Origin of the sequence: Shewanella sp. LC6, from assembly GCF_006385735.2 — a bacterium.
Lineage (GTDB): Bacteria > Pseudomonadota > Gammaproteobacteria > Enterobacterales > Shewanellaceae > Shewanella > Shewanella xiamenensis.
Genome location: NZ_CP043902.1, coordinates 1,660,120 through 1,685,135, shown reverse-complemented (window position 1 = coordinate 1,685,135; position 25,016 = coordinate 1,660,120). Strand labels below are relative to the sequence as shown.

22 protein-coding genes and 3 pseudogenes are annotated in these 25,016 nt (G+C 43.8%); 16 read left to right on the top strand and 9 right to left on the bottom strand.

The features are described 5' to 3' along the window. Nucleotides 1-263: 263 nt before the first annotated feature. The 4 genes from FJD32_RS07675 (at nt 264) to FJD32_RS07660 (ending at nt 4,540) form a co-directional block, all read left to right on the top strand. The gene (locus FJD32_RS07675) at nt 264-503 is read left to right on the top strand and encodes a hypothetical protein (RefSeq protein WP_088585348.1); all 240 of its coding nucleotides are present in this window, start codon (nt 264-266) and stop codon (nt 501-503) included. Nucleotides 504-652: 149 nt separating this feature from the next. Next, complete coding sequence (locus tag FJD32_RS07670; protein WP_088585347.1) at nt 653-1,363, top strand: YjbF family lipoprotein; 711 nt, start codon at nt 653-655, stop codon at nt 1,361-1,363. A gap of 10 nt (nt 1,364-1,373) precedes the next feature. Then, a complete protein-coding gene (locus FJD32_RS07665) occupies nt 1,374-2,159 on the top strand; it encodes a capsule biosynthesis GfcC family protein (protein WP_140907812.1) in 786 nt (261 codons plus the stop codon). Then, nucleotides 2,159-4,540, top strand: a complete 2,382-nt coding sequence (locus FJD32_RS07660; protein ID WP_140907811.1) for a YjbH domain-containing protein — start codon at nt 2,159-2,161, stop codon at nt 4,538-4,540. Before FJD32_RS07665 ends, FJD32_RS07660 begins: the two co-directional genes overlap by 1 nt. 19 nt (nt 4,541-4,559) lie before the next feature. On the opposite strand, the gene rfbC is transcribed toward FJD32_RS07660, so the two are convergent. From rfbC to FJD32_RS07645, 3 genes are all read right to left on the bottom strand, one after another. Beyond that, complete coding sequence (rfbC, locus tag FJD32_RS07655; RefSeq protein WP_037428279.1) at nt 4,560-5,102, bottom strand: dTDP-4-dehydrorhamnose 3,5-epimerase; 543 nt, start codon at nt 5,100-5,102, stop codon at nt 4,560-4,562. Then, on the bottom strand, nt 5,089-5,979 hold the full coding sequence (rfbA, locus tag FJD32_RS07650; protein ID WP_055646646.1) for a glucose-1-phosphate thymidylyltransferase RfbA: 891 nt from the start codon (nt 5,977-5,979) through the stop codon (nt 5,089-5,091). Before rfbA ends, rfbC begins: the two co-directional genes overlap by 14 nt. 143 nt (nt 5,980-6,122) lie before the next feature. Then, entirely contained in the window at nt 6,123-7,484 is a 1,362-nt protein-coding gene (locus tag FJD32_RS07645; protein WP_109277866.1) for a GAF domain-containing sensor histidine kinase, read from the bottom strand. A gap of 390 nt (nt 7,485-7,874) precedes the next feature. Here FJD32_RS07645 and FJD32_RS07640 point away from each other — a divergent pair, with 390 nt between their 5' ends. From FJD32_RS07640 to FJD32_RS07625, 4 genes are all read left to right on the top strand, one after another. After that, nucleotides 7,875-8,321, top strand: a complete 447-nt coding sequence (locus tag FJD32_RS07640; RefSeq protein ID WP_181159904.1) for a copper resistance protein NlpE — start codon at nt 7,875-7,877, stop codon at nt 8,319-8,321. Nucleotides 8,322-8,596: 275 nt separating this feature from the next. Further along, entirely contained in the window at nt 8,597-9,364 is a 768-nt protein-coding gene (locus FJD32_RS07635) for a HutD family protein (protein ID WP_086904479.1), read from the top strand. Nucleotides 9,365-9,470: 106 nt separating this feature from the next. After that, entirely contained in the window at nt 9,471-9,893 is a 423-nt protein-coding gene (locus tag FJD32_RS07630; RefSeq protein WP_069455294.1) for a type II toxin-antitoxin system antitoxin, read from the top strand. After that, complete coding sequence (locus FJD32_RS07625) at nt 9,886-10,287, top strand: type II toxin-antitoxin system toxin (protein WP_069455295.1); 402 nt, start codon at nt 9,886-9,888, stop codon at nt 10,285-10,287. The genes FJD32_RS07630 and FJD32_RS07625 overlap by 8 nt, the downstream gene beginning before the upstream one ends. Before the next feature lie 193 nt (nt 10,288-10,480). On the opposite strand, the gene rfbB is transcribed toward FJD32_RS07625, so the two are convergent. Further along, nucleotides 10,481-11,512, bottom strand: a complete 1,032-nt coding sequence (gene rfbB, locus FJD32_RS07620; protein WP_069455296.1) for a dTDP-glucose 4,6-dehydratase — start codon at nt 11,510-11,512, stop codon at nt 10,481-10,483. Between the two features lie 555 nt (nt 11,513-12,067). Between rfbB and FJD32_RS07615 the strand changes: the two genes are divergently transcribed. From FJD32_RS07615 to FJD32_RS07595, 5 genes are all read left to right on the top strand, one after another. Then, nucleotides 12,068-12,370, top strand: a complete 303-nt coding sequence (locus FJD32_RS07615) for a cyclic-phosphate processing receiver domain-containing protein (RefSeq protein ID WP_205403039.1) — start codon at nt 12,068-12,070, stop codon at nt 12,368-12,370. After that, on the top strand, nt 12,367-12,780 hold the full coding sequence (locus FJD32_RS07610) for a hypothetical protein (protein WP_069455298.1): 414 nt from the start codon (nt 12,367-12,369) through the stop codon (nt 12,778-12,780). The genes FJD32_RS07615 and FJD32_RS07610 overlap by 4 nt, the downstream gene beginning before the upstream one ends. A gap of 8 nt (nt 12,781-12,788) precedes the next feature. After that, a complete protein-coding gene (locus FJD32_RS07605; protein ID WP_069455299.1) occupies nt 12,789-13,388 on the top strand; it encodes a metallophosphoesterase in 600 nt (199 codons plus the stop codon). Nucleotides 13,389-13,491: 103 nt separating this feature from the next. Then, complete coding sequence (locus FJD32_RS07600) at nt 13,492-13,938, top strand: Sir2 family NAD-dependent protein deacetylase (protein WP_205403038.1); 447 nt, start codon at nt 13,492-13,494, stop codon at nt 13,936-13,938. 38 nt (nt 13,939-13,976) lie between these two features. Further along, entirely contained in the window at nt 13,977-15,185 is a 1,209-nt protein-coding gene (locus FJD32_RS07595) for an IS4-like element IS10A family transposase (protein WP_001206290.1), read from the top strand. Nucleotides 15,186-15,295: 110 nt separating this feature from the next. Here the strand turns inward: FJD32_RS07595 and FJD32_RS07590 are convergent. Both FJD32_RS07590 and FJD32_RS07585 read right to left on the bottom strand, forming a co-directional pair. Beyond that, nucleotides 15,296-15,480: pseudogene (locus FJD32_RS07590) on the bottom strand (IS110 family transposase); the annotation flags it as partial. Nucleotides 15,481-15,567: 87 nt separating this feature from the next. Further along, nucleotides 15,568-15,720 (bottom strand): annotated as a pseudogene (locus FJD32_RS07585) (integrase core domain-containing protein); the annotation flags it as partial. 364 nt (nt 15,721-16,084) lie between these two features. Between FJD32_RS07585 and FJD32_RS07580 the strand changes: the two are divergent. Beyond that, nucleotides 16,085-17,646: pseudogene (locus FJD32_RS07580) on the top strand (IS3 family transposase). 312 nt (nt 17,647-17,958) lie between these two features. On the opposite strand, the gene FJD32_RS07575 reads toward FJD32_RS07580, so the two are convergent. Together FJD32_RS07575 and FJD32_RS07570 are read right to left on the bottom strand one after the other, a co-directional pair. Next, the gene (locus FJD32_RS07575) at nt 17,959-19,368 is read right to left on the bottom strand and encodes an ammonia-forming cytochrome c nitrite reductase subunit c552 (RefSeq protein WP_140907859.1); all 1,410 of its coding nucleotides are present in this window, start codon (nt 19,366-19,368) and stop codon (nt 17,959-17,961) included. After that, on the bottom strand, nt 19,352-20,563 hold the full coding sequence (locus tag FJD32_RS07570) for an NnrS family protein (RefSeq protein WP_140907860.1): 1,212 nt from the start codon (nt 20,561-20,563) through the stop codon (nt 19,352-19,354). Before FJD32_RS07570 ends, FJD32_RS07575 begins: the two co-directional genes overlap by 17 nt. Before the next feature lie 1,019 nt (nt 20,564-21,582). Here FJD32_RS07570 and FJD32_RS07565 point away from each other — a divergent pair. Both FJD32_RS07565 and FJD32_RS07560 read left to right on the top strand, forming a co-directional pair. Beyond that, nucleotides 21,583-22,215, top strand: coding sequence for a hypothetical protein (locus FJD32_RS07565; protein WP_140907862.1), 633 nt, complete (start codon nt 21,583-21,585; stop codon nt 22,213-22,215). 327 nt (nt 22,216-22,542) lie between these two features. Next, nucleotides 22,543-22,917 carry a hypothetical protein gene (locus tag FJD32_RS07560; RefSeq protein ID WP_088585333.1) on the top strand — a complete coding sequence of 125 codons (375 nt, stop codon included), beginning with the start codon at nt 22,543-22,545 and terminating at the stop codon, nt 22,915-22,917. Between the two features lie 528 nt (nt 22,918-23,445). Here the strand turns inward: FJD32_RS07560 and FJD32_RS07555 are convergent. After that, complete coding sequence (locus tag FJD32_RS07555; RefSeq protein WP_088585667.1) at nt 23,446-25,005, bottom strand: IS66 family transposase; 1,560 nt, start codon at nt 25,003-25,005, stop codon at nt 23,446-23,448. Nucleotides 25,006-25,016 lie beyond the last annotated feature (11 nt).

Below are 25,016 nucleotides of genomic sequence, written 5' to 3'. Positions count from 1 at the left end.
TGACTCATAATAAAAAGGCTGAGTAAAATCGAATTGAAGCCCGCATCTTGCCGTGTTATAAATTAAGCGATGACATAATTCCTTAACCAAGATATGCGAAACTCATTAAAAATTAAGGATTATTCAGTAGCAGCTAAGCAGTAAATCAGTCTAAAGTCTGAATGACAGAATAGATTTAACATTGATCATTTAAGTTGAATCACCTATCATGCTGTACTAGATTAGCTAAAAATTAGGTTAATTTTTTCTAAAAGGGAATCACGATGAAAAAAACTTCATTAGCACTTATTGCTGCTATTTCAATGTTAGGTTCAGTTGCGGCTAATGCAAATAACACTGGTACAGCTACTGGTGGCACAACTGCCGGTGGCGCTACTGGTACTATCGTTGCTGGTGGTATTGCAGCTGGTGCAGTTGTAACTGGTGTTTTAGTTGCAGCAAATGGCTCAGATGGCAACCCAATCACCACCACAAATACAAATACCACCACTAACTCTAACTAATTGATTGGTTAGTGTGTGTAAATAACCGCCTTTTGGCGGTTGTTTTTTTTGGGGCATTTAGACGCCTAAAGCAAAATAGTGAAAGCTTGAAATCACGACATCATATATTTACATTGGTTACCTACTATTATTGAGAATAAGCAACTCGGATGCGTATATATAAAAGAATTTTCCCCATTATTGCCATTTCGGCAGTTATCGTAGGGCTATCGGGCTGCAGTCAACGAATTAGCGCATTAAACGATACCGCAAAACTAGCCTTTTTGGGGAGTGACGATGTGGTTCTCTCCCCTGAGCAAGTATCATCAAATCCGTATGCCAGCATCTATGTGAAACTTGAAGATACGGCTCAGGCATTTGTGGTTTTAGCCTTTGCAGAGCCTAAAATCAGCCTATCTTCAGTAAAAAACTCGCCCGAAGCACTCGAACTTAAGTGGTTATCTGCAGATAAAGGCATGTTGATTACGGTTAACGGCCGTTTAGTCAAAACCCATAATCTGCTTGCAGGTAACTTAAGTGCTGTTGAAAGTAATGAGCCAGATCCACTGTTATTAGGATTGCATTTAAGCAATACCCCCAAAACCTGGACTCGAACCCTCGATTGGCAACCTGGTTATCATTATGGCTACAAAGCAACATCAGAATTTAAATTGATTGGTGACGAAAATATTCTAATCAATGGCGCTCCCACACAAGCTTTGCATTTTAGTGAAAACGTCTCTGTGGATGCACTCAATATCCAATATCAAAATGAGTTTTGGCTAGATCCACAAACAGGCAACGTTATTAAAAGCCATCAGAAAATTGCGCCCAATCTGCCGTTTATTGATATCACCTTACTGAAGCCTTTTGCTGCTTAGTGGAGCCATAATGAGATCTTATATCACCCCGTTGGCACTGCTAGTAGGTTCACTGTTTTTACCCGCTGTAGAAGCCAATACCCAACTTGCTGTCAGTACCACTGCGTCTAACACGCCGCAGCTACACATTACCTATCCCTCAGCCATTCGAGTTGGACAAGCAGTTCAGGATGGGTTAACCCAGCTTCCTCTTTATAATCAGCCAACAAAAAATGAGGCTGTGGCAATTTATTGGCTAGGTGCGGCACTTTTAGATATAAAAAATACTGCAGCATTAGAGACCACTCGTCAGCAAGTATTGCAGCAATTGGCTACGATGGGTGAGCAAATCGATAATGGTAACTACATTGCAAAACTGAGCAAGCTTGCTCAGTTTTTACGCAACATCAAACTTGGTCAACGGATTAATCAACCATTAGATCTCGATTTAATCCGTATCACCGATGCTTATAATCCACTTATCGATGGTGATTTTTTACTCGTATTACCCCCTCGCCCAACTACGGTCACTGTCGTTGGCGCGGTCGCGCAAATCGGTGAACAAGCATGGCAATCGCGGGCCAGCAGTAAAGATTACCTAAAGCATGCGGGTTTACTCGAGAACGCAGAAACCAGCTTTGTTTGGATTATTCAACCCGATGGCAACGCAATTAGACAACCTATCGCCTATTGGAATTACCAAGCACAGGATATCGCCCCTGGTGCAACACTTTTTGTTGAGTTTTCAAGCCTATTTGATGGCTACGCCAATTTAAATGAAAACATCATTGAATTACTCAAGAATCGGACTCTGTAATGAAAAAGCCTAGCCATTCCATCCATACCTTAGGCCGTTTATCTGCGCTTTCGCTGGCACTCTTGCCACTGTTACATGCCTCCGCTGATGAATTTGCTTATCCAACGCTGTTACCTTCGCAATCGGATTTTGGCGGTGTTGGCTTAATGCAAATGCCCACTGGCCGCATGACCGCTGAGGGTGAATTTAATTTTTCGACCACATATAACGATGAATATCAACACTATACTGCATCAGTGCAATTGTTTCCTTGGTTTGAAACCACAGTACGATACACCTTAGTGCACGATCTATTATATAGCGATGATCCTAGTTTTAGCGGTAACACTAAATACACGGATAAAGGAATAGACTTTAAATTTAGACTGCTTGAAGAGAGCAATTGGCTACCAGAAACATCTATCGGTGTACGTGACTTTGGCGGCACAGGATTATTTGATGGCGAATTTATTGCCGCCACAAAAAGAGTCGGCCCATTAGATTTTACGCTGGGTATTGGCTGGGGCTATATCGGAAATAGCGGTAACTTAACCTCGGATAAAAAAGATCTTAACGATAACTGTGACCGAGATACCTCCTTTGGAGGTAAAGGTGGTGAAGTCGATTATCAGCGTTGGTTTAAAGGCTGTGCAGCACTCTTTGGCGGTGTGGAATACCAAACTCCTTGGGATCCACTTAGGGTAAAAGTGGAATATGACGCTAACGATTACGAGTCTGATTTTCCCGTCGTTGCCCCCAACGGCATAAGCATGACTCAGGACAGCAAGTTTAACTACGGCTTACTGTATCGTTTTGGTAACTGGGGAGATCTGCATTTAAGCTATGAGCGCGGTAATACTTGGACGCTCGGCTTTAGCTTGCAGACGAACTTTAATACCTTAACGCAAATTAAACGCGATCCTGCTGCGGCTAAATATAAACCGCTACCCGCAGCACCTATGACCCAAGCGCAATTAGCACAGACGGAAGATACCCCATCAAGCGTAGCCTCAATTGATACTGCTTCATATCAAGAGAGCAATACGGACAGCATTCAAGCAGATACGGCCCTAAACATTGATAGCACCGTGAATACTGCATCTCTATCAACCGCAGCAACAAAAACGACTGACTGGAATAAGGTTGCGCAGGATCTGCAACGAATTGCAGGCTATAACAATGCAAAAATTTATCTTGCAGCAGATAGAATCACAGTTGTTGGTGAACAGACTAAGTTTCGCGATAGAAGCGAGGCTCACCACAGAGCAGCGACAATACTCGCCAACAATAGCGCCCTATCCCAAATTAAAGAATATCGTCTGATTGAAACCCATTACAGTCAACCGATTACAGAAACCCGTATCGATGCTGAAAAATTTGCCAAAGTGGCCAATTTTGCATATCTCAACGCAAAAGTGAGTGATGCAAGCCAAGTCAGTGTACCGAGTGCCCCCCAAGGCACTCTCGTGACCCAAACAAACACAGACTGGCTAGACAAACTGGGATTTGATGTTTCTCCCACTATGGTGCAATCCTTCGGAGGCTCTGAAGGCTTCTATATGTTTAATATTGGAGTAACGGGTAGCGCAAATTATAAGTTTACCGATAACTTTGAATTTGGCGGTTCTCTTTACCTCAACTTATACGATAACTACGATAAGTTTTTATACGATGTGCCACCAGATGGTACTGACTTAAAACGGGTTCGCACCCTCGTTCGCCAGTATATTCATGATAATCCGGTTAGAGTGAATAACCTGCAACTGACTTGGATGGATAATTTAACCGATAATATTTCTTACCAAGCCTATGGTGGCTATTTAGAAATGATGTATGGCGGCGTGGGTGGCGAGGTTCTTTACCGTCCTCTAAACAGCCAATGGGCTTTTGGTGTTGATGTGAATTACGTTAAGCAACGCGACCCCGATAGCATGCTCGGCTTCTTTGCGGAAGAAAATCAATTTGACCCGCTCATTAACCCCTTCTATCGAGTACAAACGGGCAGTGTAACTGGGCATGCTTCAGTCTATTACCAACCCGATTGGTTCCCCAATACCTTGCTCAGGATAAGTGCAGGCCAATATCTAGCCGAAGATAAAGGTGTGACCATAGATTTCTCGAAACAATTCGATAGTGGTGTGATTGTGGGCGCCTTTGCGACTAAAACCAACCTGTCGGCAGAAGAATATGGTGAGGGTAGCTTTACTAAAGGCTTCTACGTGTCAGTACCATTTGATTTAATGACCATTAAATCAACCCATAGTCGGGCGACAATCAGTTGGATGCCTCTTACTCGCGATGGTGGCCAAACATTAGGGCGCAAGTACAGCCTTTATGACGTAATGGATGCAAGAGATCCTTGGTTCACTCGCCCCAGCACTGAAAATAAGCCTGTAAAATAATTGAAACCGCCGTTAGCGTTTAGACGCTAACGGCGGCATTGGCATCTCTTGCGGAAAGAATGGGTGTGTTATTTAACAGTGGCCACTCAATCGTAAACTCGGCACTATTCCAAGCAAGTACATATTCATCATCCGGCGCATAATAATCGCTGCAACGATACAACACATCTGCATACTCACTTAACACATAAAACCCGTGGGCAAACCCTGGGGGGATCCACATTTGCAAATGATTATCCGCAGAAAGAATCCTGCCAACCCATTTGCCATAGGTCGCGGATTGTGGCCGAATATCGACGGCAACATCAAAAATACTGCCAGCACACACTCGGACTAATTTGCCCTGCGGATATTGTTGCTGGTAATGCAATCCACGCAATACATGCTGCTGCGAGCGACTATAGTTATCTTGCACTAACGCTGGCGCTTCAAATCCGCGACTCAGCAAGCACTCAGTAAAATACGCTTGCCGAAAGGTTTCCATAAAAAAGCCACGCTCATCGCCAAATACCTTAGGTTCAAAGACTAGTACTTCAGCCAGCTCGGTTTCAACGCACTTCATTAAACACCTGTTTATGTAATAAGCCTAAAAGATACTCACCGTAGCCACTTTTAAGTAAAGGTTGAGCTAAGGCAGCTAGCTGCGAGGCATTAATCCAGCCACAATGGAATGCCACTTCCTCCGGGCAATTCACTTTCAAGCCCTGTCGTTTCTCAATAGCGGCAATAAATTGGGTCGCTTCAGCCATCGCATCGGGCGTGCCTGTATCTAGCCAAGCGGTCCCCCGCCCCATGATTTCAACCTGCAACTCCCCAAGCAGCAGATACTGATTGATCACATCCACAATTTCTAGCTCACCTCGCGCAGAGGGAGCAACCGTTTTAGCCAGTTGACTGGCTCTATGATCAAAGAAATATAAACCGGGAATGGCATAGGAAGACCGTGCTGCGCGCGGTTTCTCTTCAATGGAAATGGCTTTACCATTAGCATCAAACTCAACGACGCCATAAGCATTAGGATTCGCCACATGATAGCCAAATACGGTGGCGCCAACGGCTAACTGGGTCGCCTTTTGTAAGTTTGTGTTAAGTTGCTGGCCATAAAATAAGTTATCGCCAAGAATTAACGCACAGGAGTGGCCAGCAAGAAAGGGTTCAGCGATGATAAGGGCCTCAGCTAATCCCCTTGGTGAAGGCTGTACAGCATATTCAAGCTGGATCCCCCAACGCTGACCATTACCCAGTAATGCCTTAAAAAGTGGCAAATCATTAGGAGTACAAATAATCAAAATGTCTCTAATGCCCGTCTGCATCAGAGTCACCAATGGGTAATAGATCATTGGCTTATCGTAGATAGGCAATAATTGCTTACACACAACCTGCGTCATCGGATAAAGGCGAGAGCCTGTACCACCCGCCAATAGAATGCCTTTTCTCATTGATATATCGAGGATTAGTGGATTGAATTAAGGCACAGATAGTAGCATATAAATACAAGCTAAGCGCAGCGCGGCCAATGGCTTACGAGAAAAGGCAGAACGTTGCTATGCGACTTCTAGGCTTATAGGTTCTAGATTCCGCTTTATTTCTCAGGAAGTTGTATGTCGACTTTTACGCCTTGGTTAGGCGAAGAGGTCAGAATAATACTGCCATGGAGCTTTTGGGTAACCAAATTGTAGATAATTGACATTCCTAAGCCTGTGCCGCCATCTTTACGAGCGGTGGTAAAAAAAGGCTCAAAGGCTTTCATCTTGACCTCATCAGTCATGCCGACACCATTATCTTGATAACTCATGCAAACGTTCGAGCCTTGCTGTTCAACTCGGATAGTAATTTGTTTATCACCAGCAAAATTGTCAGGAAACCCATGCCGAAAGCTATTGGCAACTAGATTGGTAAAAATTTGCGCTATTGCCCCAGGGTAAGACTCGATGAAAATTTGGTCATCAAGGTCAACGGTTAAGGTGATATTCTTCTTACGCATTAATGGCCTTAATGAGCTAAAAATCTGGAAAAGATAAGCCTTTAAATTAAATCGCTCACGTTCAAGTACCGACTGATCCGCCGCGGTCCGCTTAAAGTTGTGGACTAACTCCGCTGCTCGCGCCAAATTTCGCTCTATCAGTCCCAAACCATCTTGCATCGTATTGATAAAGTTTAAAAACTTATCTTCGTCGAGTTCATTTTGCTCAAATGTACTTTTTAGCAATGCGACCTCATCTAAACAATGAGTTACGGAAGTAACAGCAATCCCCAAAGGCGTATTGACCTCATGGGCAACCCCTGCCACTAAGCTCCCTAAAGCCGCCATTTTCTCATTTTCAATCAAATGATGTTGTGTCGAACGTAAATCCGCCAATGCGGTTTCCAATTCTTGAGTTCTTAATTCAACTTGCGCTTCCAAATCCGCATTAATGACTTTTAATTGCTGCTGATAATCTAAAATTTCCTTTGCACTCATTGCCCGACCAAATAAATCGGCCAAGGCGGAAGCAAAGGCTTTTTCATCGCGGGTCCATTCTCTTGGCTCACCTTGATGTTCAGAGCAAATAATGCCCACCATCTTACCGCGATGACGGATAGTGCTATCTAATATGGAGGTAATACCATTAGGCACTAAGTAAACCTTTACAAACTCATGGGTTGCTCTATCGGTTTGAGCCTGATTAGCCACTATCGCTCTTTCATTATCTAATAAACTGAAATAATAAGGATAATCAGCACGCGTTAAGACAAAAGCTTCTTGTCTTTGCATTTTATCGAGCAGGTAAAAGCAGTGCATACTTTGATGATCTTCAGTCCATAACCAAATACTGGCACGGCTGATGTTTAAGCCTTGGCACACTGAAGCAACAATGAGTTGCGATGCCTCAGCTAAATCGCCACCATCAATAATTGAGGAGCGACTCACGTCAAATAAAATCCTATCTAACATCCGCGTCATAATGATGGAGTTCTCCGCGTGGCTTCACCAGACATTGAAATCTGACAATAGCTTCAGTGGCCAATGCTTATGCAAGAGTCTTAAGTACTAACCTTAAAGTGATAGTCTTTAGTATAGATTCTATCTGCAAACTCACTAGGTAGATTACTCTACAGAATAGCATTTCAGCGCTTCTCACTCCCCCGGCTCAACTGCGATCGCGCCATATTATCGGATTTAACACTATAGCAATGAAGCCGTAAGCGCCGCTGAAATTAAGCTCCCAAATGCCATATCGAGCATAGCCTTAATGCCTTTAATATGACCCCTTACCATAGTAAATAAGTTTGGTGCCATCGTAGATGGCGGTTATCATCCCTAATATCAATAAATCAGAGGCTTGAGATGAATATGCAACGTCCACTCTTTACTATCGCCTTAGTCGCAATAATGGCAACTGCTTGCAGCGATCCGCAACATGCAACAGATCAAAACTCCACAGCCAATACAGAAACTCAAAAGACCATCCCCCTTGGCGATACCAGCCAAAATGCACTCGATTGGCCAGGCACGTATGAAGGTGTTTTACCCTGTGCGAGTTGCGAAGGTATTCAAACCACGCTAACGCTACTGGCAGATAACCGCTTTGAATTAAAAAGTATTTATTTGGGCAAAGATGAGAGCATCTTCAAGGTGGCAGGAAAATTTGACTGGGATGGCAAGGGCTCAAAAATTACTTTATCCGATGGCAGTAAATACCTCGTCGGTGAAAACCAGCTATTTATGCTAGATAACGAAGGCAACAGGCTCAGCGGCGAACTGGCTGAGCACTATATGTTGAAAAAGAAAGGGATGTAAAAAGAACATTGCAGCGTGACAGTGAGAAGTTAAGCGATTCGCTCACAGTAAAATCGTTGACAGAACGTTCTGCTTACCGATAACGGTAAAAGAAAAATGATTCGCTTACCGTCGGTGATAAGCAATTTCGTAAACCTTGAGCCACGCAGTGACGTTCCATTGCTGCTAGCGGCGTCCGTAGAGTTAGAGCGCTGCGATTCTCGATCTAGAGCAAGCTTGTCAGCGTCCTATCTTCTCGCGTCGGCGCCACCCAAATTGAAAAGAGTAACCAACACGTGAACTCTAATATCCAAATTATCCGTTATGAAGAATGCGAATCGAGCCTATGGAAAAATGGCGGTGGCAGTACTAAACAACTGTTAATATCGCCAAAGGATGCTGACCTCAGTAATTTTGATTTTAGGATCAGCATTGCCACCATTTCGAGTGATGGACCCTTCTCACAATTTCCCAGCATAGATAGACAGCTGTGTATATTAGAAGGTGCAGGCGTAAAACTTAAGATGATGTCTAATGATGCGGCTGAGGCAAATGAATTAATCCTTCGCCCCAATGAGCCCGCATTTTGTTTTAGCGGCGAAACTCAGATCGAAAGCCAACTCTTAGATAAGCAAATTATCGACTTTAATGTAATGACTAAACGCGGCAAGTATCGCGCGTATATTGAATGGCCGGAGTCGTATGGCTCGTTAAGCCCAGAGTCTATAGAAACCAGCAATATTGATGATGCTCATCAAACATCGAATGTACACAATAACGAGTTGCAACAGTGGTTATTGTGCCTTGAACCGCTGAACTTAGTTTACCAAGGCCAAATTATTCAACTTAAGCGTTATGATATGGTGCAATGCCTACGAGGCCAGAATTTAAAAGCGCAGCCGTCAAAAATGCAGCGATTAGAAGAAATTGAAACTTCCGATGCAACCTCTTCAGACGCTGAACGACCAATACTTAAGCACACACATATAGAAAACCCGTCCCTACTAAACCATAAACAATGTCAGGTACTGCGTATCGTTATAGAATGCACTAAAAAGTTCTAGATTATAGATCCACACAGTCGCGTCTTCAAAACCTGAGTCCGTCCTTTTGGCTCCGCCTTATATGCTATATACTCACCCCGAATTCATCAAATCGAGCAATGGACCTATGCAACAACTAAATGAAAAGAAAATCATAAAGTTACTGCGAGACAACATCCCAAAGTTGCAATTAATCTACCTGTTTGGCTCTTATTCGCAGGGAACACAACACCGCAACAGCGATATCGATATCGCGGTACTCGCCGCTGACACTTTAGACAATATTGCACGCTGGGAACTTGCCCAAAAACTCGCTTCGGCGTTGGACTCAGATGTTGATCTGGTTGATTTACGCTCAGCATCCACAGTGTTATGCCAACAGGTAGTCACTCAAGGGAAGCAACTTTGGGGAACACAACAAGATGATGAACTTTTTGCCGTAAAGACCATCTCAATGTACCAACATCTACAAGCCGAAAGACAGGCAATTATTGATGATGTAATGGCCAACACCGCAGCCAAAGACCATAGGGGGAGTCACTTTGAATGACATTATTATCAATAAAATAGCCACCATCAAACGCTGTATAAAGCGCATCCAACAAGTCTATGGTGATGGAAGCCAGTTCAAACAAGACTTCACCTTGCAAGATAGCGTTATCCTCAATTTACAACGCTGCTGCGAAGCCTGTATCGACATAGCCAATCATATTAACCGCCAACAACAACTAGGCATCCCCCAAAGTAGCCGTGATAGCTTTACATTACTCGCACAAAATAACCTTATTACTCAGCCACTCGCAGATAACTTAAAGAAAATGGTCGGCCTGCGAAACATCGCAGTACATGACTACCAAGAACTCAACCTTGATATCGTTGTCCATGTTGTACAGCATCATCTTGAGGATTTTGAGCAATTTATTGATGTGATAAAAGCAGAGTGAAGATGTTGACAGAACAAGAAACGTTGAAGGTTGACGGAACGTTCGCAAGCTCACTCACAGAACGCTTCGCTTACCGTGAGAGCGAAGCCCGTTCCGTTATCCGTAAGTCACGTAGTGACATTCTGTAGCTGCTTGCGGCGTACCTAGATTCTAGAGCCACATAGTGATGTTCTAGGGTGAGCTTGCGCGAGTACTAGTCGCTCGTTATAGGATATTGCTGGTTAATAATCCACTCCACCGTCTTTCTGAGACCTGACTCAAAAGACTCTTGCGCTCTCCAACCTAATTCACGTTGAATTTTACTGGCATCAATAGCATAGCGTACATCATGGCCAGGCCGGTCAACAACATACTGAATTAAATCAGCAAAACCCGCACTACCCATTGCAAGAGATTGCGGATGAGTAGGCACTAACTCCTCTAATAAGGCGCAAATTTGCCGCACAACCGTCAAATTAGTTTGCTCACAGGAACCACCAATATTATAGGTTTGCCCAAGCTCCCCCTGAGTCGCAACTAAATAGAGCGCCTTAACGTGATCATCCACATACAACCAATCACGCACTTGCTGACCATTACCATAAATTGGCAACGGTTTACCCTGTAACGCATTGGTGACCATTAGGGGAATGAGCTTTTCAGGGTATTGAAAAGGGCCATAGTTATTGGAGCAGTTGGTCATCACTATCGGTAAAGCATAAGTTCGATGCCAAGCACGAACCAAATGATCCGCTGAAGCTTTACTTGCTGAATAAGGCGAGCTCGGATCATAAGCTGAGGTTTCACTAAACAATCCAGTTTCGGTCAGTGAACCAAAAACCTCATCGGTAGAAACATGATGAAATCTAAATAACCCTTTTCGCGTATCCGCTAATTGCTGCCAATATCGGCGCGAAGCTTCTAACAACGTATAGGTGCCCACAATGTTGGTTTGGATAAATGCAGCGGGTCCTTCAATTGAGCGATCAACATGACTTTCAGCCGCTAAATGCATTACCACATCGGGCTGATGAACCTGAAAGACTTGCTCTAATGTCGCTCCATCACAAATATCCGCCTGTATGAAATGATAGCGCTCACTATCGGCAATAGCCGCTAAAGCCTCTGGATGACTGGCATAGGTTAACTTATCGACATTGATCACGATGCACATCGTTTGCTCAATCAGCATTCGCACTAATGCCGATCCAATAAACCCTGCACCACCGGTAATGAGTATTCGCATATCGCCTATCCCAAAGTAAAAGGTTAGAAAAATAAAAGCCCCGAAAGTATACAACTTTACCAGTAGAGCGACGTGACCTTTTTAAGTATGAGGAGCAAGAGAAATATACAAGCTGTGCAGGGCGAAGCGAACACTGAGGCGAATGCGCACAATAGCTTGTGCCATTGATTGACGATAAACATCACGCTTAGATCACCCTAAGGAGTTAACGATTCAGGCATTGTTCTGAAGCAGGTCTGGGCTAGTACATTTACGTTAGTCGATAATTCACCTTTCACAACGGGGTATCAGTTGTTAATGGTTCACACTCTTACGACATATATCCGGCGTCTGTTGCGCCCTAATGAGATCCAAATTGACATATTACCCTCCTTGGCATCCACATGACCTCGAAGGCCACTTACACCGAAAATTTTATAGTCTCGCTTGAGCATACCCTTCCCGTTAGCAAAACTGCTTGGCTATGAACAATAGAAATAGACAAACGACATTACTTGTCGTCTCGCTGAATACACTATGTTCATTAATGAGAATGGACGATGAAAACTACTTAAGATGAAAATATTTTTGGATGATGAACGACTCGCTCCTACTGGCTGGCTACACGCTCGATGGCCAGATGAAGTTATCTCCTGTTTAGCCAAAGGCATGGTAACCGATATTAGCCTAGACCATGATTTAGGGGATGATGCTAGAGGTACTGGCTACGATGTGCTGCTTTGGATTGAGCAAGCTATTGTTGATACAGGCTTTAAGCCTCCGAAAATTTATGTACATACGAGTAATCCTGCAGCAAGAATAAGAATGCTTGCTGCAGTAGAACAGATCAACCGCTTAGCTGAAATGAAATCACAATGACTGTACCTACGGTTGCACCTTTACTTTTATTGTCCGGCGATCCATTTCATCTGCTTGGCCAACTTTCAGCCTTTCATAGTCTGAAGCTAATTTGTCGGCTCAAACAAATCCTGCCAGCTCACGTTGGTCGAACTGTCTCGAGTCATGCTGGCATCCCCATGATCGCAGCAGATTTTGAATTGCGGATCATCGCAGAGGCATATAATTGTTTTGAGAATTTTGATGTTGAAATCTATTTGACGTTTCAGAGAGATCGCGACGCTTGGATGCATTATCAACAGAAGGCTAACGAAATGATTAAGTTAGGTTATTCGGTGTTAGTAACGGCTGAAGTCTATAGCCACATTGACGGCTCGATATGTTTGTATGATCCACTACTCACACCAACCGATATGCCTTTTATTCAATAGGACTGACAATGAAACTGCTCCATGTTTCCGATCTGCATTTCAACCAAGTTCAAATGCTATGGGTTACCGACATTGCATCCGAAGCTGACGTTGTTTGTCTAACAGGTGACTTCATTGATAGTCGATACAACTGCCCTACACCAATCGATGAGCAAGTGGCCGTTATCTCATGCTGGTTAAAACAGTTCAATCGTCCTATTTTTGTATGCTCGGGCAATCATGACCAATTAGGTGATGAACTCAATTCAACCTGGTTAAGGGAAATTGAGGGGATCTACGCAGATCAGGCTATAGCCTCAATCAATGGGGTGATATTCGGCAGCGCGTCATATGGTACATCTGACTTCACACCATTTTCTCGATGCAATGTACTGCTTCACCACGAGCCGCCTTCAGGGCTTAGTGTCGCGAAGCAATCGGGGAGAGATTTTGGCTCAAGGGACCTAACAACGGCAATTAAATCAGGCACCTTGTCTCTTGTATGGTTACTGACAGGTCACGTTCATCAACCAGAGAAATGCGCCTCCAAATTTCGCGGGTGCAGCATTTCAAATCCTGGAGCCAACAGTAAGAGTGAAGTCCCTAATCATCATTGGATCCGTATTTAAGCGTGCCTCAATGCTCAGAAGTACGTACAAAACTGTTCCATTAAAAAACAATATATAACTCCACATTGCGATTAAAAATCATGACATCTTAGGAGAAGTTATTTTGAGTAAACCAGAGATTGATCCAAACCATATTGTCGTTTTTACTGGAGCAGGAATATCAGCGGATCAGCTAGCGACATTTACTGATGATAATGGACTGTGGTTGAAGTATCGGGTTGAAGAGGTTTCTTCTGCTCAGGCCTTAAAAGCGTACCCAGAAAAAGTTATCGATTTCTATAATTTCCGCAAACAGGAAGTGTTGTCAGCACACCCTAATCCAGCACACATTGCCATTGCCGAACTTGAAAAAAAATACCGGGTTAGTGTTGTAACCAGTAATGTGGATAATCTTCACGAACGAGCAGGCTCAACTCAGGTTTATCACGTTCACGGAAGTCTATTTGAGGCTCGGCATTTAGAGAGTGATGTTTCATTTAGCACTGAAGAATCCCCTGATGATTTACAAATAAATCATCAAATTAGGGTGGAAGCGCATCTTGTTGCATGATCAAATGGTTTCGCCAAAAACTACACTTGGACAACAAGATGCGCGAAGCCAATATCCTACAACATTCTTTACACCAATACTGCCCAGAACTTCACCTAAAACGATTAAACAGCTTGATGCTGGCCTCTAAGGCACTGATTGAATGTAAGACACTGACCTTGACTGAGTTAGGTCGAAATTTACCAACCACGGCCCGAACCAAGCACAACATCAAGCGCATTGATCGTTTGCTCGGCAACACGCATCTGCATCAAGAACGGTTAGCTGTCTACCAATGGCATGCCAGCCTCATCTGTTCTGGTAACCCTATGCCGATTGTGCTCGTCGATTGGTCAGACATCCGAGAGCATAAACGCATCATGGCTCTGCGCGCCTCAATAGCCTTCAATGGCCGCTCTATTACCCTGTATGAGAAGTCCTATCCCCTATCAGAACAATGCTCTAAGGCCTCCCACAACGGTTTTTTAGCGGACTTAGCCAAGATTTTACCTTTGCATGTTACCCCTCTCATCGTGACTGACGCGGGGTTCAAAGTGCCTTGGTACAAAGAGGTTGAGGCGCATGGTTGGTTTTGGCTAAGCCGTATTCGCGGTACAGTTCAATTTGCAGATATTGGCGCTGAAAATTGGCGTGCAGTTCGCAGTACACATGACTTGGCCAACGGTCAAGCGAAGAGCCTGGGTTGTAAGACCTTGACCAAAACTAACCCTATCAATTGCCATCTCACGCTTTATCGTAGCAAACCTAAGGGGCGTACAAATCAGCGTTCAACGAGGACTAATTGCCACCATCCATCGGCAAAAACGTACTCAACATCGGCGAAAGAGCCTTGGGTGTTAGCCAGCAATTTACCACCAGAATCTCGGAGCCCAAAGCAGCTGGTAAACCTGTACGCCAAACGTATGCAAATAGAGGAAACCTTTCGTGACCTCAAAAGCCCGGCATACGGCTTTGGCTTACGCCAAAGTCGTACCAACAGTCCAGAGCGATTCGACATCATCCTACTGATAGCGTTGATGGTTCAATGCCTGTTGTGGCTAGTTGGTTTACACGCACAGCAACAGGGCTGGGATAAGCATTTTCAGGCCAATACCATTGGGCATCGAACGGTACTCTCAACGATTCGCTTGGGATTGGAGGTACTCAGGCGGCCTGATTATCAAATCACGGAGAAAGAATTGCTGGCGGCCTGGGTATTATTCGCCAATCAGTTGCTCAAATATGGCTATGCTATGGCTGATTTATGAGGGGATCCTTCAGGGCTAAGTACACAATGTAATGCTTTAATGTCTTGTTGTTCAAAAGTTTTAACAGGAACCATGTGGATATTAGGTCTGAAAACCACTTCACATATAGCGAGGGCTGTTACCATTATAGCGGGGACAAGCTTAAAGGTATGGCCGCCCGTCCCCAGTAATTAGCGCTGTAGCATGCCTCCATGACCACGAGTGTTGACTCACATTTCCTAAGCATATCAAGTAATGCTGGGCGATTGATTTTACGGTTAAAAGCAATCGTGCTATCGGGGTTAAATGCAGCCACTTGGAAGACAGTTTTGACTGGATCAGCTTTCCTGTCTGCTGAAGGCGCTCCGCCTGTGTTCTTTTGGCTTTGCTGAAAAGGCCCGTCATTAGCAGAATGAAGTCTCTCCAAGTTGTAATATTTCATGTAAGCCGTTACATCTTGCTTCATAAACTACCTTGTTGGTTGAGCAACTTTAAAAATCCAATCGTGTTTCAAACTACCAAAGAAACGCTCAACAACTGCATTATTCCAACACGCAGAGGGCATTCGGCAATCTAGTTAGTTCATTTCCATTGAGTAAAATTTAAAGTTAGGGATTTTTAGTAAATTTTTGTTTTTTCTAGGGCTTTCTGAGCTAGATTTTGGCCGTGAACATGACGATTTTTCTCCACTCAATACAAGCTCTGCATAAACCAACTGCCGTCTCTTTTTTTCCTCTACCAACTTATCATATTCAACACACATACTTAACCTGCATAAAAGCTATCGTTGTTAATAATAAGATTAGCTCTTACATATACAAATTACACTATATAAATGGTTGTGTTTTACGCTCAGCCCGCTCTGGCAGGATAGTTGTCACTACTTAAAATTTAACCAGTTGGGGCGTTAAGGCTTAATTGTGCCGAGTTATAGTGAAGAACGTAAGCAGCAGATTTTGAACAAGTTACTGCCTCCTTCGAACATGACCGTAGCAGAAGTTTCCAGACAAGAAGGGATTGGCGTACAAACTTTGTATAATTGGCGGGATAAAGCCAAACAACAAGGTCGTCCTGTGCCCGGAAGTAAACCAACCTCAGAACATTGGTCAGCAGAAGCTAAGTTTGCCACAGTGCTTGAAACTGCCAGTTTAAATGAAGCCGAATTGAGTGAGTATTGTCGAGCTAAAGGTCTGTATGTTGATCAGGTAAAGGCCTGGAAAGCCAATGCACTGCGAGGGTTTATGAGCTCCCGCGAGCAGGAATTGGAAGCTAAACGGCAGCGCCAAGCCGACCATAAGGAAATTAAACAGTTAAAGAGCGAGTTGAGGCGCAAAGAAAAAGCTTTGGCTGAAACCGCAGCCTTGTTGGTGCTTAGAAAAAAGTTAAATGCGCTTTGGGAGAACGACAACGAGGACGATTAACCTTGGTCTCAGAGCGCACTGAATGTGTAAACTTGATACAGGAAGCGAACCAGGCTGGCGCCAGGCTTCATCTGACTTGCGAAGAAGCTGGCATTACACTGCGCACTTATCGGCGCTGGTATCGGGATGGCCAGATCACCGCAGACAAAAGGCCGGATGCGATTCGGCCGCAGCCATCGAATAAGCTGACGGAAAAAGAACAGGCGAAAATCATCGAGGTGTGTAATTGGCCAAAGTTTGCCAGCTTACCGCCATCGCAAATCGTCCCAACGCTGCTGGATGAAGATGAATATTATGGTTCTGAATCAACATTTTATCGGGTATTAAAAACCTTTGGTCAGCTGCATCATCGCGGCCGGAGTTTAGCGCCGAAAGGGTCAACGCTGCCAACGACCTACACAGCGACCGGGCCTGGCCAGGTGCTCTGTTGGGATATCACCTACTTGCCAAGCACGGTGCGTGGGCAGTTTTATTACCTGTACATGCTGGAAGATTTGTTCAGCCGGAAAATTGTTGGTTGTGAAGTGTTTGAACAGGAAAGTGGAGAAAACGCCGCGAAATTGTTAGAGCAGACACTGGTCCGGGAGAAATGTTTACACAGTGGAGTCGTGCTGCATTCGGACAACGGTGCGCCAATGAAATCGCAGACCATGCGAATGAAGGCGTATGAGCTTGGTGTAACGACATCGTACAGCAGGCCACGAGTGAGCAACGATAACCCGTTTGCAGAGTCGTTGTTCCGCACCTGTAAATATCGGCCTGATTGGCCATCAGCAGGTTTTAAAAGTATCGATGAAGCAAGGACTTGGGTGCTGAAGTTTACGCGCTGGTACAACTACGAACACAAGCACAGCAAACTACGGTTCGTGACCCCGCACTAACGTCATACCGGTCAGTATCAACTCCTGCTGGCAAAGCGCAAAGAACGGATTGAAGCGGCGAAAGCAGAAAATCCAAGTCGTTGGGGAAAACGAGAAGTACGGAACTGCGAACCTGTGGGACCGACAACACTGAATCCGGAAAAAGAGTCAGTTAAAGAAGTGGAAAAAAAGGCCGCTTAAAACGGTCGATGGTGACAACTAGCTTGAAAAACGCCGAAGTTGCTGTATCTAGCTTTACACCAGATTGCTAAAAAGTGGACAATGCCACTACGAGATTGGAAGCCTGCCATGAGGCAGTTTATGCTCATGTACAGCAACCGTGTGTCGTTATAATAAATAGCCTTTTATAGTCTCCAACTCTCATATTTTGAAGACGATGTGTCAGATCTAGTCTGAACTAATACATTAAAGGGCGTTTAGACAGCATGCTTAGACATTTAATTTTAGCCTGATGCTGAATTCCGAACGCCCTACTAGCAATACTAAATCTCACTAATAACCATATTGACTAACTGGTTGCCAGTGTTTCTTAACATCATTCTCAATAAACTTTTGTTTTTCTTTAATTAAATCAGTCTCAACTAACCCTATTGCTTGATGGGCCTTTTCCTTAGTACTGATATCTGGATAGCTAACTTGAGTAACGTTAAGTTGCTTCAATATTCCAGCGAGCAGATGACGAGCTTCGTTCGCTTGTTCAATGGCTTTATCTAAAAGCTGCTTACCTTCTTGTGGATTATGTGCATACAAACCATGTGAAGACATGGCAAAGTCCCAGCGCCACTGACTGTGTCGTATCGCCATAATGGGCTCATTCATATTATCCCATTTAGCACCGGCATCCCATGCTGCTTTGGCTTCGTAATGAGCCTTGACGAGTAAAGCTTCCACTTCGCGGGCTTTTGTTTCAATAGTTAACTTATTCGCCGCGAGTTTAGTTTCGATTTTGGTTTTGCTGCTATGGCAGCCGCTGCAGCTACTATCAAAGTGCGGTAAGGCCTTATCAACTTTATGGCTCGTAAATTCAACACCTTTTGCATCCTGCTGGGTAGGCATATGGCAGGTAATGCAAGTGACACCGACTTCGGCATGTTTACTGCGACTCCAGTGTTCAAACTCAGGATGCCGTGCTTTGAGTATGGGCGTTTTCGAAAGAGGATGGATCCATTCGAAGAAGCGGCGAGTGTCGTAATATTTTTCAATATCATCGGCGGTACTACCAAAAATCCAAGGAATATTAACGACATTACTTTTTTCCGGACGGAAATAGTAAGTGACATGACATTGACCACAAACCTGCGCACCTTGCATATTAATATCTTGTTTATCGAATGGCAGATGAATTTTAGCCATCGCATCTTGCGCATGAGGGCGAGGTAAGGCTAATTGATGAGTGCCAGATTCATGGCAGTCACTGCAATACACTACGCTTTGGATCTCTTTGCCCAGATCGGTAAAGTTTTTAGCGGAGTATCCTTCAAATCCCAGTTGTTCAATCAATCTAGGGGCATCCGGTGTCTTGCAGGTCCAACAACTGGCGGATAACCCATTCTCTCCTGCTTTAGGTGGCGTACCCGTACGTAAAGTATGCGTCACATCGGCAACGGCAAAATGGTGTCCACGTGGGCTATGGTACTCTTTGGCATAGGAAGATCCTGCCCAGAGTATGATGCTGGCGGGATAATTGGCGAGCATATCCTCGCGTTCAACTTGTTCAGAGGTGGCTTGCCAAGATTGATATTGGTTAGGATATTTTTGTTGATTGCTAGTATCGGAAGCCGCTACAGATGTACATGTAGTGATGACGAACAAGCAAATCAATTTTAGCAATGTAACTGTTTTAAAATAAGTTTTCACTTTGTAACCTTTTGTCCTAACATCAATATTAACCTGGGCGCCCATCAATACGAGGGCGAGAGAGTATTGGCAAATAGTGCCATACAAACAGTGCAAATGCGATAAACCAGAAAGTGCCAGCCAACCATAACCATACTTGGGAGTGGGCCGGAAACCAGATGGGCATCAATGCCCTGAGCAGTGCCGCTAATGGTAGGCAGATAAATGCTAAGATCATTTTCGGGCCTTCATAAATATTTCGACTTGTGTGCCCGAGTGACACTCTGGAGATCATCGAAAGACACAGGGTAGCCATACAACCAATAGCAAATAGGTGAAGCAGGCTGCGATAGGCATATTCATTATCGAGATACCAACTCATGGCTAACAGGCTAAGTGGCAACATTAAATAGGCAAGATGCAAGGACCACAGCATAGGTTCCGTCAGTGTTTTATGGGGTAACCAGCGTACAAATCGGACAAGCTGCAAAAGCCCGGCAATCAACAATAAGCCTCGTGCAACTTCAAGAGGGATGAAATGAATGAGTGATTGAATAACAAGCAAGATCATAGTCACGATAAGTGGGTACTCAATCCAAGTTAAGGGTTCAGCTTTGGTTGCCTTAATGCGCATAGCAGTAAAAAACGGAATGACGCGCCCACCAACAATTGTGATAAGTAAGGCTAACCACCATAACATGGCCTGCCAAATTTGATTGGCAAGGATGAAGTCACGTTCAAATAGAGCATAATAGCTGATGTTGTTAATCACGAGTGCAACAAACAACATAATTGGAAAACCAATATTACGCCATTGCTTAACCTTATAAATACAGCGCCATAGGGTAAGGCTTGCCAAGCCAAGAAACAATGAATCAAACAATGCAGGTAAGATGAGTGGAATTTGAATAGGGAGTAAAAGTAATAATCGTGCCAGCAACCAACAACTAAAGGTCAATGCAAGTGGCCATCCCTTTAATGTGGGTTGATTTGTCCAATTTTGAACAGCAGTAAGTAAAAAACCACAGACAATTGCGATTGCAAAACCGAACAACATTTCATGTGGATGCCACCATAGAGGCAATACTTTACTCCAAAAAGATGAAGGAAAAAAACTATATTGAGGAGTAAACCAAGTTAGTAACCACAAAGGGATATATAACGCAGCTAATATTGCTCCCCCAAGAAAAAAAGGTCTAAAGCCTAGTCGCCATAACGCATGAGTTCGTTCGGTTTGTGTAGGATCATCAATATTTAGCATAGTTTTCACCCTAGTTGCAGACGACAGATAAGACGCATTGGGAAGTTCTGGAGATATTGAACTAATGCCATGTGGCCAAGCATCATTGTTCGTGTGTTTCTCTCTAAATTTAGAGGAACACACGCCCTTGAGGGAGTGTCCCTCAAGGGTAAGTTGTTTATAACTGTGTTATTTATTAGGTTGTTTGTTTTTATCTTGCCTGATGGCGAAACAACCTACTGCTACGAGCATTAAAGTCGCAACAGAAAAACCAGCTAATGAATACAAAATAAACGTTTCAGGTGACACTATGCAGTTACTCATAAGGATGTCCTTACCTTAGATTTTAGCATTTGATTCAATTTCGAGCAATTAACAGTGTTCAAGGCGACCCACCGTTATACTTATTCAGTAACCAAATCAGACCAAAATGCAAAACAATAAGGTTTCCCGCTAATACCACCATGATTGCACTTACCATTGGTGAAAAGCCTTGGTAAACACCGAGCAACGCCACTCCAATATCTAGTAAATATGTTACCAAAATTGAAGATATCGAGTTACGGATGCCCCCTAACTTCCAACCATCAATAAGCGTTAATGCAAAATGACTAAACATTAGCGACAATCTAAGTACAACCATCGAACAGGGCAGAAGCGTCTACTACATCACTACTTTTTAAAGACAGATGAAATAAATGTTGATTCACAATGTCAAACAAGTATGGGTTACTCTTTAGCCAGGGCCGGATTATACATTGTTAAATTGGTTAACAAACCTAACCAGTCAAACGAATTTCATTCGATTATGGAGGATTTATATCAATCAATAATCTCGCATTAAGTCGACTTAAGAACAAAATAGCTAAATGTTAACAGAATTTACAAAGCATAATCTCACCCTGCCTCACTGAGGGGAGTTTTTTCCCTAATTGTCCCTGATTTACACCGTATTCATTGCTCTTTGATAGAGTATTAATCACTGATATACTTTATCTGTGCATTACGTGCGACACTTCTAATCTGGAATATCAGAGAAAATGCCAAAAATCTTTAGTGATGACTTCGAGCAAAAACTCAGAAGGTTACCGACTAACATAGCGGAAACCGAAGCGTTCTTGCACGATCAGCCTACCCCCTTAGCATTGCCCAACTTTGTCGTGCAACACGGGTATCGGCTGCTTCAATCAAAGATTCGCGGTACCCATGAGGGCAATGAGCGCACAATTTGCTTGATTGCTGACACCGCAACTTATAGCGAAACCGTCTACAAAGTTAAAGTGCTGGTTCGCGAAACGCCTAACGCATATTTGAACGTTACCAATGCGACTCAGTTGCTTGTATGGAGAACTGCTGCTCCGAATCATGAAAATGCTTTAAATGGTTTTGCTTCAAAGGTGTTTGCTTATCTTTTACAGACACACAATATTATGGTGACTGATAAAGACCAAACACCTGACGGCCGTAGATTTTGGGAAAGACGCATTCTTGAAGCTATTTCAATGAATAATCGCCATGTTTATTACATCGTTCTAAGCGAACTTGATGATGAACTGGTGCCCGTTATTTTCGAAATTTCTGACTCGGATGTCTTCTATGAGCATTACGAACCCATAGCTTGGGGCAATGGCGACAGGGTATTTGTTATCTCCTGTATGAACCTCAATGCCTAGTTAATTAAACGCAGCAAGATATCAACCAAGCTGCGTTTTTTATGCCCGCAAATAAACCCCAGGTTGCGTCTTTCCTTTTTACTGCTAAAATCACTGTATATTTTAACAGTGATTTTAATTATGCGCGTTATACCCATCTATGCCAGAGCAGGGCTTACAGGCTTCGAACACATTCTTGCGGTCGGACTAGACCGTCTTACAGAAGAAAAGGTAGCAGCTTAACACTGCCCTCGTCTTTGAGCTGTAATGGCTCTTAGAATTCCCTTGCTTTAGCTGGGGGAGAAGTCAAAACGTAACAAGCTACTAGATAAATGCAGAGGAAAGAATATGCAAAAAATAAATTGTAACGAATCAACCGCAGCAAGGATTGGCATGAGAGCTGCCTTGCTAATATTGAAAAAATGGAACTGCAACCAACAGCAAATTCAGGCTTTGCTAAAGTTGCCTGAAAAGTATAACAACCTTGATATTGAAAAGGTGAACTTCAGTCAAGACCAAGTCGAAAGGATCAGCTATATACTGAATATTCACGCTGGTTTAAGTGTGCTTTTTAGTAACCCTGAAAATATTTATGGGTTTATGAACATGGTTAATCATAATGAACCTTTTAATGGCACAAGGCCAATAGATGTTATTTGCAACGAAAAAATCAATCATTTAAAAATGGTTATGGTCCATATAGATCAGTTAGTTATACTCTAAATTTGCCCTTTCTTCTTTAGCGTTTCCACAACAATCTGGTCCATCTTACACTATTAGGTATTTTACATTTAATGTTCTTTAAAATTGAGAGCGATACTTTACATTCTGTAACCTTAAGAAACTTTATTTTGTGACCTTGAGAAACTTTATTTTGTAACCTTGCAAAACTTTATTTAACAAAAACTCTCCTAACAAATTAGATAACAGTCCATTTTAATGATCGCTAGAAGTAGAAGTCAATGTGAGTAAATTGCCTCAGTACTTCTAGCCAATAACAGCACCCTAGCCTATCCCCAAGCAAGAACAGATGATTCAAGATGTACAAATACACTCACTAAAGCCGTGCTTATTACCTTATTCCTCTGACGGGCGGGATTTTATAAAATAAAGGGGTAAATAGCCTCCCTTAAAACCAGAATATAACTAATGAATAGTGTCAACAACTGGAAACAACATATTTATATCTACGTAAACATTAAAAAACTGTGTAAGCGTAACGCCAACCACACCTTGCGGTGTGGCTGGTGATCAGTAAGGCAGGAGTTGCTGTAGTTTCTCTTGGGTGTTGGCTTTGGGTAGCTCGGTTAATAAGCGGCATAGGTAATCATACGGCTCCAGTCCGTTGATTTTTGAGGTCTCGACCAGGCTGTACAGTGCCGCACTGGCTTGTGCTCCCGTCTTGGTATTAGCGAACAACCACGCCTTGCGACCAATCACGAACGGTTTGATGGCGCGCTCCGCACGATTGTTGTCGATATTCAGACAGCCATCATCCAGATAGCGGACAAGCTTGGGCCACTGATTCAGGCTATACGTAATAGCCGCTCCCAGTAAACTTTCTTTCGTGACACTCTCGCTTGATTTATCCAACCAGCTTTTGAATTGCGCGAGCAACGGCTTGGCTAGCGTTTGCCTGGCTTCATATTTCTTATCAGGCGGCGCAGTTTTTAATTTACTCTCCAGCGCATAGAGTTTCTGGATATGGTTAAGGGCCACATCGGCCTTACCCGTTTTGCCTTTGCCCTGCGCTTTTTGGGCTTCGACGAACTTGCGTCTGGCATGCGCCCAGCAGCCGACTAAGGTTGCGTGGGTTTTCTCATATCCGGCATAACCGTCGACCTGCAGATAACCGTTAAACCCCGCCAGGAAGTCGGTGGGATGTTTACTGCTGCGACTATCCTGATAATCAAACAGCACGAGCTTGGGGCCGGTACTTTTTTCTAAGCCACAGCCATATACCCACATATAACAGGTGCTTTTCTCAACATCCAGCACATTAACCGTGGTTTCATCTGCCCACAGCACGGGCTGTTTCAGAAGCTCAGCTTTCATTAACGCCAGTAACGGTTTCAGTTTCTCTGCACAGCTTATCAGCCAGCGGCTCATCGTTTGACGGCTAAGCTCAATACCGGCCTGATTAAACAACTGCTCCTGACGATAAAGCGGTAAGCCATAGTGCATTTTGCTGCTGATGATTTGGGCAAGCAGACTCGGTGTGGTCATGCTCTTAGGGATAACCGCCGGTGGCACATCGGCAATTTTAATGTCGACCTTGGTGTCCGTGGTTTCACACTGCCGGCAGCTGTATTTCAGCCGCACGTTTCTGAGCACCCGGATTTGTGCCGGTACGAACTCGATTTGCTCACTGACTTCCTCACCCATTTGATGTAGCGCATGGCCACAGCAAGCACAGGTTTTATCGTCAATGTCATGGATAACATCAACGCGCGGCAGCTCAGGGGCAATCCGTGGGCGGCGTGGCTTAGCAGCTTTCTTAGCGCTCTCGGTCGTCTGAGTATCTGGCTCTGTCGCTACTGACTCGTCTTCAATAAGCTGTTCGGCCTCATTTAACACCTCGCCTTCACCTTCATAGGTTTCACTGCTGGGGCTAAATTTCTGGTACTTCTTCAGGTTGTAACGCTCCAGCAACTGCTGCAACTTGTCCGACAGTTGCTGGTTAACCCGCTCTAATTTGGCGATGCGTTTATCTTTTTGCGCCAGTTTGCGCTCAAGCTTTTGCGTCTGCTCAAGCAGCATTTTCTTGAGCAGTGCAACGTCATCAGGTAAGGATTGAGGTGTCTTTTTCATGGCCGCTATTG